Origin of the sequence: Mesorhizobium sp. M4A.F.Ca.ET.090.04.2.1, from assembly GCF_003999085.1 — a bacterium.
Taxonomy (GTDB): Bacteria; Pseudomonadota; Alphaproteobacteria; order Rhizobiales; family Rhizobiaceae; genus Mesorhizobium.
Genome location: NZ_RZOT01000229.1, coordinates 1 through 8,916 on the forward strand (window position 1 = coordinate 1; position 8,916 = coordinate 8,916).

An 8,916-nucleotide genomic window follows, 5' to 3' on the forward strand; every position below is an offset into this window, starting at 1 on the left:
CATCGCCCTGCAGGACGTGCTCGTCCTGTCCGGCGATGTCGCCATGGGCAGCCCGCTGGAGAACAACATCAGCTGGGAGTCCTGGCCGTCCGGCGGCATCAATGCCAATTTCATCACCCGAGCCGCCGAGCCCGATGCGCTGGATAAGCTGAAGGGCTCCGTTGCCCGCGTGGCGATGTACACGGGCGAGCCGCTGAGGCGCTCCAAGCTGATCGGCGAGGGGCAGAGCTTCATGTCGTCAATTCTGCCCAGCGGCATGCGCGCCGTCGCCACTGCCATATCTGCCGACACTTCGGCGGGTGGCTTCATCCTTCCCAATGATTTCGTTGACGTCATCATGACCCGCCGTTCCGACACTGGAACGGGTGGCAGCGGCTTCACCACCGAGACCATCCTGAAGAACATCCGCGTCCTGGCGATCGACCAGACCATCCAGGAGGACGAGGAGGGCAAGAAGACCAGGGTTGGCCAGACAGCCACTCTGGAGCTGACGCCGCAGCAGGCCGAAATCATCACGGTCGCGCAGCAGATGGCCGATCGCCTGACGTTGGCGCTGCGTTCGATCACGGACACCAGCGAAAAGAATCTGAACGAGGCTGACTACCTCGTCTCCGGCAACGGCCGGCGCGGCACGGTGCGGATGATCAAGTCGGGCGAAGTTTCCGAAGTGGGAGCAAGGAAATGAGGCTAAAGGGTAAACTGCCCTTCATGGTGGCAGCGGCGATCGGCCTGTTCCTGCTCGGCACCAGCGCGCCTGGAGTTATCGAGGCGAAGGCCGCGAAAAGGAGCGCCCAGGTGTCGGCGTCCACCGCCACGCAGCGCGTAAAGCTCGGCCTCAACAAGTCGGTGGTCATCGACCTGCCCAGCGACGCCTATGACATTCTCGTTGCCAATCCGGCGGTCGCCGATGCGGTGACGCGCACGGCAAGGCGCATCTATCTGTTCGGCAAGGCCGTGGGCGAGACCAACATCTTCGTCTTCGGTCCCAATGGCGAGCAGATCGTCAGCCTGGACCTTGCGGTCGAACGCGACGTCGCCGGATTGGAGGACTACCTCAAGCGCTTCCTTCCGACCTCCGAGATCAAGGTCGAACTTTTGAACGACAACGTCGTCTTGACCGGAACCGTGGACACCCCCCTCGACGCCAAGCGCGCGGTCGATCTGGCGACCATCTTTGTGTCTGGCGGCGAGGCGACCACCGGACAATATTCGCAGACCGCCGCCGGTGGGTCGGCCAATGGCGGTGTCGATATCAACAATCCCGACCAGGAACGCCGCGTCTCGAAGATCGTCAACCTGCTGCAGATCATCGGCGACGACCAGGTGACGCTCAAGGTGACGGTGGCGGAAGTCAGCCGCTCGGTGATGAAGCAACTCGGCGTCAACATGGTCGGCAATGGCGGCAGCAATGGCATCACCTGGGGTGCCGTCAGCTCGACCAACTACGGATTGGGCAAACCGCTCTCGCAAAGCTCTGGACTGTCGCTAGGTACTGCGGAACTCCAGTCCTACATCAATGCCATGGAACAAAGCGGCGTCATGAAGACGCTTGCGGAACCGACCCTGACAGCTGTTTCGGGCGAAAAGGCAACATTCAAGGTGGGCGGTGAGTTCAATCTCATCACTTCGCGGACGAGCAACACGTCGACTGACAACCAAACGGGCCAAATCACATACACCAACGACAAGCTCGAATACGGCATCGGCCTCGAGTTCCAGCCGGTGGTTCTGTCGGCTGGGCGGATCAGTCTCAAGGTCAGGACGTCCGTCTCGGAGCCGACTGCAGAAGGCGCGACCACCCTCGAGGGGGGCGGCGCTCTGCCGGGAACCACCTTGCTGTCGATTCGCAAGAGACTGGCCGATACGACGGTCGAATTGCCGTCGGGCGGTTCGATGATGATAGCCGGCCTTGTCCGTGACGATATTCGTCAGGCTGTTTCGGGGCTGCCAGGCTTGGCCAAGATCCCGGTGCTCGGCACGCTTTTCCGCAGCAAGGACTTCGTGCGCAACGAAAGCGAGCTCGTCATCATCATCACGCCCTATCTGGCCAGGCCGGTCGCGCGCAATGAACTTGCCAAGCCGGACGACAACTTCAACGCGCCGAGCGACGGCGCGGGCATGTTCCTTGGTCGCGTCAACCGCGTCTACGGCACCATGCAGACCGACAGGCCCAACGGCCGCTATCACGGCGTTGTCGGCTTCATCTACAAGTGAGCGGGGAAGCGGACATGTTCCAGTCATCGAAGATCATCGGGACCGCAGCGCCAGTACAGTCCGGTCGCGAGCGGATCCGCCGCTCGGCCGCACCGGTCCTGGCGGTCATGCTCGCCGCATCCCTTGCCGGCTGCGCAGGCTGGAAGCGCGACAGCGTTACGGTCGGTGCCATCCCCGACGACTATCGCACCAGCCATCCGATCGTGATCGCTGAAAAAAACCAGAAGATCGATCTTCCCGTCGGCGCCGGTGACCGCGGCATGACCGGTTCCCAGCGCGATACGCTGCTCGGCTTCCTCGACGGCTACGACAAGAGCGCCGCCCCGGCGCTGACGATCGCGGCCCCGGTCGGGTCGGCCAACGAGGTGGCCGCGGCCGCCGCCAGCCGCGACTTCGCCAGGCTTGCCATCGCAGCCGGCGTCAGCCGGAGCCGGATCGTCATGACGTCCTACCAGTCGGTATCGCCTGAAGCGTCCGCGCCGGTGCGCGTCGCTTACGTCTCGATCAAGGCCCAGACCGACAAATGCGGACGCTGGCCCGAAGACCTGCTTCAGACGTCGGAAAACAAGCACTATGCCGACTATGGCTGCTCGTATCAGAACAACCTCGCCGCTCAGATGGCCAATCCGGCCGATCTGCTGGGGCCGCGCAAGCAATCCGACATCGATGCCGAAAACCGCAGCAAGGTGATCGACATCTATCGCAGCAGAGGCATTTCGGACGAGTTCCTCGGCAACTCGGAAGTGACCTACTAGTGGCGCAAGTCAGGGAGAGAGCATGACGATGAGCAATCTTGCCTATGACGCGCCACTGGATGGTGGCGATACCTCGCAACAGGACATCGCCGCGATGCAGGCCTTGCGGCCGGTCCCGCGCATCTCGATCCAGGCTTTTTGCGAAACCGAGGGCGTCGCCAGTCCGGTCCGCCTCGCCGGCGAGGACCGGCGCATGGCGAAGGCCCATCTGAAGGTTCATATGGGCGGCATCGCCACCGCGATCGAGTTCTACCAGTCGGCGCCGACGCCCAACCTGATCCTGCTCGAATCCCGCAGCGAGCCCAAGCAACTGCTGGAGCAGCTGGCGCAGCTTTCCGAATATTGTGATCCGTCCTCGAAGGTCGTGGTGATCGGCCACTACAACGACGTCGGCCTCTATCGCGAGCTCATCCGCTCCGGCATTTCCGAATACGTCATCGCACCGGTGTCGATGACCGACATCGTCAGCGTGGTTTCGTCGATCTTCGTCGATCCGGAGGCCGAGCCGATCGGCCGCTCGATCGCCTTCATCGGCGCCAAGGGCGGCGTCGGCTCCTCGACCATCGCCCACAATGTCGCCTGGGCGATGTCGTCGCTGTTCAAGTCCGAAGTGGTCGTGGCCGATCTCGATCTTGCCTTCGGAACGGCCAACATCAATTTCGACCAGGATCCGGCGCAAGGCATCGCAGAGGCGGTGTTTTCGCCCGAGCGCGTCGACGAGGTCTATCTCGACCGGTTGCTTGCGCAATGCGCAGAACACCTGTCGCTGCTTGCGGCCCCATCCACGCTCGAGCGGGTCTACGACTTCGATCCCGACGCCTTCTCGCAGCTTATCGACACGGCCCAGCGCAGCGCGCCGCTCCTGGTCCTCGATGTCCCGCATGTCTGGACGGGATGGGCCAAGAGCATCCTCATCAAGGCGGATGAGGTCGTCATCACCGCGACGCCGGAACTGGCCAATCTGCGCAACACCAAGAACATGGTGGACATGCTGAAAAGGCTGCGTCCGAACGATCCGGCGCCAAGGCTCGTCATCAATCAGGCGGGCGTGCCGAAGCGTCCCGAGATCGGGCCGTCGGATTTTGCCGAGCCGCTCGGCATCACGCCGATGGCGGTCATCCAGTTCGAACCGCTGCTCTTTGGCAACGCGGCCAACAACGGGCGCATGCTGGGCGAGATGGATGCCAAGAGCCCGATCGTAGGCATCATCGACGAGATCGCGCATGTGCTGACCGGACGCAGCGAAATCAAGACCAAGAAGAAGGCGGGTCTCGGCTCGCTTCTCGGCAAGCTCTCGCGCAACAAGAAATAACGCTCAGGCGGCGGAATTGGTAGTCGATCATGTTTGGTAAGAGAGGCTCTGACGACGGCAACCGGTTCAAGCCGGAATTCCGCCAGCCGGCACCGGGGCCGGCGGCGCCTGGATCCGCGGACGCCGCGGTTCTTGCGCGGCCCGCCGCGCCGCCGCAGGCCGGAGAGCCGGCCGCTCAGCCCGCCCGCCGCCCGGTCGAGCCGCCGCCGCTGGCGCCGGAGCCGAAGAAGGTCCAGCGCGAGCGCAGCGAGACCTACTACGACACCAAGAGCCAGGTCTTTTCCGCCCTCATCGACACGATCGACCTGTCGCAGCTCGCCAAGCTCGATCCCGAAAGCGCGCGCGAGGAAATCCGCGACATCGTCAACGACATCATCGCGATCAAGAATTTCGCGATGTCGATCGCCGAGCAGGAGCAATTGCTCGAGGATATCTGCAACGATGTGCTCGGCTACGGGCCGCTGGAGCCGCTGCTTGCCCGTGACGACATCGCCGACATCATGGTCAACGGCTCCAAGAACGTCTACATCGAAGTCAACGGCAAGGTCGAACAGACCGGCATACGCTTCCGCGACAATCAGCAGCTCCTCAATATCTGCCAGCGCATCGTCAGCCAGGTTGGCCGCCGGGTCGACGAATCGAGCCCGATCTGCGACGCCCGCCTTCCCGACGGTTCCCGCGTCAACGTCATCGCGCCGCCGCTCTCCATCGACGGCACCGCCCTCACCATCCGCAAGTTCAAGAAGGACAAGCTGACGCTCGACCAGCTGGTCAAGTTCGGCGCGATCTCGCCGCAGGGCGCCGAGGTCCTCAAGATCATCGGCCGAGTCCGCTGCAATGTCGTCATCTCGGGCGGCACCGGCTCAGGCAAGACGACCCTGCTCAACTGCCTGACCAACTACATCGACCGCGAGGAGCGCGTCATCACCTGCGAGGACTCCGCCGAACTGCAGCTGCAACAGCCGCATGTGGTTCGCCTCGAAACCCGTCCGCCCAATCTCGAGGGCGAGGGCGAGGTGACGATGCGCGACCTGGTCAAGAACTGCCTGCGCATGCGGCCCGAGCGGATCATCGTCGGCGAAGTGCGCGGACCGGAAGTGTTCGACCTGTTGCAGGCGATGAACACCGGCCACGACGGTTCGATGGGAACGATCCACTCCAACAGCCCACGCGAGTGCCTGAACCGTATCGAATCGATGATCGCGATGGGCGGTTATTCGCTGCCGCAGAAGACCGTGCGCGAGATCGTCGTCGGCTCGGTCGACGTGATCATCCAGGCGGCCCGCCTGCGCGACGGCTCGCGCCGCATCACCCACATCACCGAAGTGATCGGCATGGAAGGCGACGTCATCATCACGCAGGACCTCATCCTCTACAACATCAAGGGTGAGGACGCGGGCGGCCGGCTGATCGGCGAGCATGTGTCGACCGGTATCGGCCGTCCACATTTCTGGGATCGCGCCCGTTATTATGGCGAGGAGCAGCGCCTCGCGACCGCGCTCGAGGCTATGGAGAAAAACGCTGGCTGACGCATTTGGAGGCGTAGGGGCTCTGGTCGATGTTCGGAATTGACAGCACCGTACTTGCGTTTGTCGTGCTGGCTGGCTTCAGCGCCGGCGCGGTCGCCTATGCTTTCCTGTTCACCCGTATCAGCAACGAGAAGCAGGTCGGCAAGCGGCTTGAGACCATCAAGACGGCTGAAACCGACCGGTCGATCGTCAAGGCTTCGCGCGACCGCGCCGCCGAGGCGGTAAAGCGGCGAAAGTCCCTCCAGGATACGCTGAAGCAGCTCGACGAAAAGCAGAGATCCAACGATCGCATCGTCAAGAAGCCGCCGCTCAAGGTGCAGATCCGCCAGGCCGGCATGCAGGTCTCCATCGAGCGCTTCTATATCTACTCGGCGATCTGCGGCATCGCCCTCATGGTGCTCGCCTACGTGGCCGGCGCGCCCCTTCTGGTGCTGCCGGGCGCATTGCTGGCCGGCGCGTTCGGCTTGCCGCGCTGGTTCGTCTCGTTCCGCCGCAGCCGCCGGGTCAAGGCATTCCTCAACGAGTTTCCGAACGCACTCGACATCATCGTGCGCGCGGTCAAGTCAGGCCTGCCACTCAACGATGCCATCCGTCTGATCGCCAACGAGTCTCCGGAGCCGGTCAGGACCGAGTTTCGCCGCATCATCGATTCGCAGCAGATGGGCATGTCGATCCCCGACGCCACCATCCGCATGTCCGAAACCATGCCGTGCGCGGAGGCGGGCTTCTTCGGCATCGTCATCCAGATCCAGTCACAGGCGGGCGGCAACCTCTCCGAGGCGCTTGGCAACCTCTCGCGCGTGCTGCGCGACCGCAAGAAGATGAAGGCCAAGGTGCAGGCGCTGTCGATGGAGGCGAAGGCATCGGCCGTCATCATCGGCGCCCTGCCTTTCGTCGTCGCCTTCCTCGTCTACCTGTCGAGCCCGAACTACATCATGCCGCTGTTCACCACCAGCACGGGCAACCTGATCATCGGCTGTTCGCTGGTCTGGATGTCGATCGGCATCCTGGTGATGCGTAAGATGATGAACTTCGAAGTCTAGGGGGCGTCAGTGACAGACCAGGTCGTCAAATCCCTCACCGACCCCGGCTTTCTGATCGCCTTGCTGGTCGGCATCGCGGTGTTCGCGACGGTCTTCACGCTCTTGCCGGCGCTTGGCGGCAACCAGCTTAAGTCGCGCATGAAATCGGTGGCGCTGGAGCGCGAGGAACTGCGCGCCAAGCAGCGCGCACGGCTGGCCAACGAAGCCGATCGCCGCCGCAAGGGCCTGCGCGAAGAGCAGTCGATCGGCATGCGCAACATCGTCGATCGGCTGGACCTGAGGCGCGCGCTGGCCGATGAAGGCACGCTGCAGAAGCTCAAAGTGGCCGGGTTTCGCGGCCAGAATCCGCTGACGCGCTTCCTGTTCTTCCGCCTGGTCCTGCCCTTCGTCGGTTTCGCGCTCGCGGCCGTCTACCTGTTCGTGCTCGGCGGCCTGCCCCAGCAGCCACCCTTCATCAAGCTGTTTGTCTGCGTTGTGGTTGCCTATGGCGGCTTCTATGCGCCGATCCTTTACGTCAACAACCGCGCCACCAAGCGCAAGCAGTCGATCCAGATGGCGTGGCCGGACGCGCTGGATCTGATGCTGATCTGCGTTGAGTCGGGCATGTCCGTGGAAGCAGCGCTGCGCAAGGTCGCCGACGAGATCGGCGGTCAGTCGGTGGCGCTCGCGGAAGAGTTCGTGCTCACCAACGCCGAGCTCTCCTATCTGCAGGAGCGCAAGGTGGCCTACGAGAACCTTGCCAGCCGCACCGGCCTGGAATCGGTCAAGTCGGTGTCGCAGGCGCTGGTCCAGGCCGAGCGCTACGGCACGCCGGTCGCGCATGCGCTGCGCGTGCTGGCCTCGGAAAGCCGCGACATGCGCATGAACGCGGCGGAGAAGAAGGCAGCCGCCCTGCCGCCCAAGCTCACCGTGCCGATGATCCTGTTCTTCCTGCCGGTGCTGTTCGCCATCATCCTGGGGCCGGCCGGCATCCAGGTCAGCCAGCGCGGCATCTTCGGCGATCAGCACAATTCAAGCAGTCAGTAGGGCAGCGACACCCGGAAGCTGACGAAAAAGGCTGCGCTTGACGCCGGCAATGGCCGCTGGCGTTACTGACCAGCTTTGGTAGATCATTGTCGCGCAGATCGAGAAGAGGGAAGCCGAGAAGCCGGCTGCATGCAGGCCATACATGAAACGGATAGCCAATGATTGTGAGGATAGCGGACCTGGAGATCGACGCCGACTGCCTCGACGCCTACGCCGCTCTCATCTCTGAAGAGACGGAAGCCTCTGTGAGGCTAGAGTCTGGGGTGCTTTTTCTATTCGCGGTGTCGGTCAGAGAAAGCCCGCATATCGTCCGCGTCATTGAAGGTTATGCCGATCAGGCGGCTTATGAAGCGCACCTGACCACGCCACATTTTCTCAAATACAAGGCCGAGACCGCCGGTATGGTGAAGTCCCTCCGTCTGATCGAAACCGATCCGATCTCGCTGAAAGCTAAAACTCAAATTTCAAACTGATCCATTGCCGATGACCTTGAGGAATCGGCTGACGCTGGCGATGCCGTCAGTTGGTCGCGGGCGTGTCTTTTGCCTTGTCCTGGTCCTTCAGCTGGTTCCAGGCGTTCTGCTGGGCGAGCATCTGGCGCAAATAGGCGACATTGGCTTGCGCCTGTTCGGGCGAGAGCTCCTGCGAGGCGATCTTCTCGGCCTCGTCGAAGCGGCCCTGTAGGCCGACGACCAGCGCCAGATTCTGGCGCACGCGACTGTCGGCGTTCGGCTGCTGGGCCGCCGAGCGCATGTAGGTCTCGGCGGTGCGCAGGTCGCCTTCCAGCACATAAGACATGCCGAGATTGGACAGGATCGAGGGTTCGTTCGGCTTGAGGTCGAGCGCCTTGCGGTAGTCCTGGCGCGCCTCGTCCCGCTGGCCGAGCTGGTCGAGGATCGCGGCTTCGGCCGACACCAGCCGCCAGTCCGGATATTCAGGCGTCTGCGCGCGGCGCACAGCATCCAGCGCCGGCTCGAACTGCCCGTTGGCGGCGAGCGCCTTGCCGTAGGCGGCGAGCACGTCGCGGTCCTTGGGCC

9 protein-coding genes are annotated in these 8,916 nt (G+C 63.2%); 8 read left to right on the forward strand and 1 reads right to left on the reverse strand.

What is annotated here, in order from left to right; genetic code table 11:
• The 8 genes from cpaB to EN781_RS17290 all read left to right on the forward strand — a co-directional run.
• The coding region (gene cpaB, locus EN781_RS17255; RefSeq protein ID WP_127400177.1) for a Flp pilus assembly protein CpaB at positions 1–685 on the forward strand (685 nt) is incomplete at its 5' end.
• Positions 682–2,214 carry a type II and III secretion system protein family protein gene (locus EN781_RS17260; protein ID WP_127400178.1) on the forward strand — a complete coding sequence of 511 codons (1,533 nt, stop codon included), beginning with the start codon at positions 682–684 and terminating at the stop codon, positions 2,212–2,214. The genes cpaB and EN781_RS17260, both read left to right, overlap by 4 nt.
• A 14-nt stretch (positions 2,215–2,228) precedes the next feature.
• A complete protein-coding gene (locus tag EN781_RS17265; RefSeq protein WP_126056634.1) occupies positions 2,229–2,969 on the forward strand; it encodes a CpaD family pilus assembly protein in 741 nt (246 codons plus the stop codon).
• 28 nt (positions 2,970–2,997) lie between these two features.
• Entirely contained in the window at positions 2,998–4,281 is a 1,284-nt protein-coding gene (locus tag EN781_RS17270) for a CpaE family protein (protein ID WP_189347635.1), read from the forward strand.
• A 29-nt stretch (positions 4,282–4,310) separates the two neighbouring features.
• On the forward strand, positions 4,311–5,810 hold the full coding sequence (locus EN781_RS17275) for a CpaF family protein (RefSeq protein WP_126056632.1): 1,500 nt from the start codon (positions 4,311–4,313) through the stop codon (positions 5,808–5,810).
• A 29-nt stretch (positions 5,811–5,839) separates the two neighbouring features.
• On the forward strand, positions 5,840–6,853 hold the full coding sequence (locus EN781_RS17280; protein WP_126056631.1) for a type II secretion system F family protein: 1,014 nt from the start codon (positions 5,840–5,842) through the stop codon (positions 6,851–6,853).
• A 9-nt stretch (positions 6,854–6,862) separates the two neighbouring features.
• Positions 6,863–7,879, forward strand: coding sequence for a type II secretion system F family protein (locus EN781_RS17285; protein WP_126056630.1), 1,017 nt, complete (start codon positions 6,863–6,865; stop codon positions 7,877–7,879).
• Positions 7,880–8,037: 158 nt separating this feature from the next.
• On the forward strand, positions 8,038–8,352 hold the full coding sequence (locus EN781_RS17290; RefSeq protein WP_126056629.1) for a putative quinol monooxygenase: 315 nt from the start codon (positions 8,038–8,040) through the stop codon (positions 8,350–8,352).
• Between the two features lie 46 nt (positions 8,353–8,398).
• On the opposite strand, the gene EN781_RS17295 is transcribed toward EN781_RS17290, so the two are convergent.
• Positions 8,399–8,916 (reverse strand): tetratricopeptide repeat protein (locus EN781_RS17295; protein ID WP_127400179.1); only part of this gene is annotated, 518 nt, incomplete at its 5' end.

Bases quoted from the DNA above. Each gene is read 5' to 3' on its own strand.
- EN781_RS17260 (WP_127400178.1), top strand. From the start codon at position 682: ATGAGGCTAAAGGGTAAACTGCCCTTCATGGTGGCAGCGGCGATCGGC.
- EN781_RS17265 (WP_126056634.1), top strand. From the start codon at position 2,229: ATGTTCCAGTCATCGAAGATCATCGGGACCGCAGCGCCAGTACAGTCC.
- EN781_RS17270 (WP_189347635.1), top strand. From the start codon at position 2,998: ATGAGCAATCTTGCCTATGACGCGCCACTGGATGGTGGCGATACCTCG.
- EN781_RS17275 (WP_126056632.1), top strand. From the start codon at position 4,311: ATGTTTGGTAAGAGAGGCTCTGACGACGGCAACCGGTTCAAGCCGGAA.
- EN781_RS17280 (WP_126056631.1), top strand. From the start codon at position 5,840: ATGTTCGGAATTGACAGCACCGTACTTGCGTTTGTCGTGCTGGCTGGC.
- EN781_RS17290 (WP_126056629.1), top strand. From the start codon at position 8,038: ATGATTGTGAGGATAGCGGACCTGGAGATCGACGCCGACTGCCTCGAC.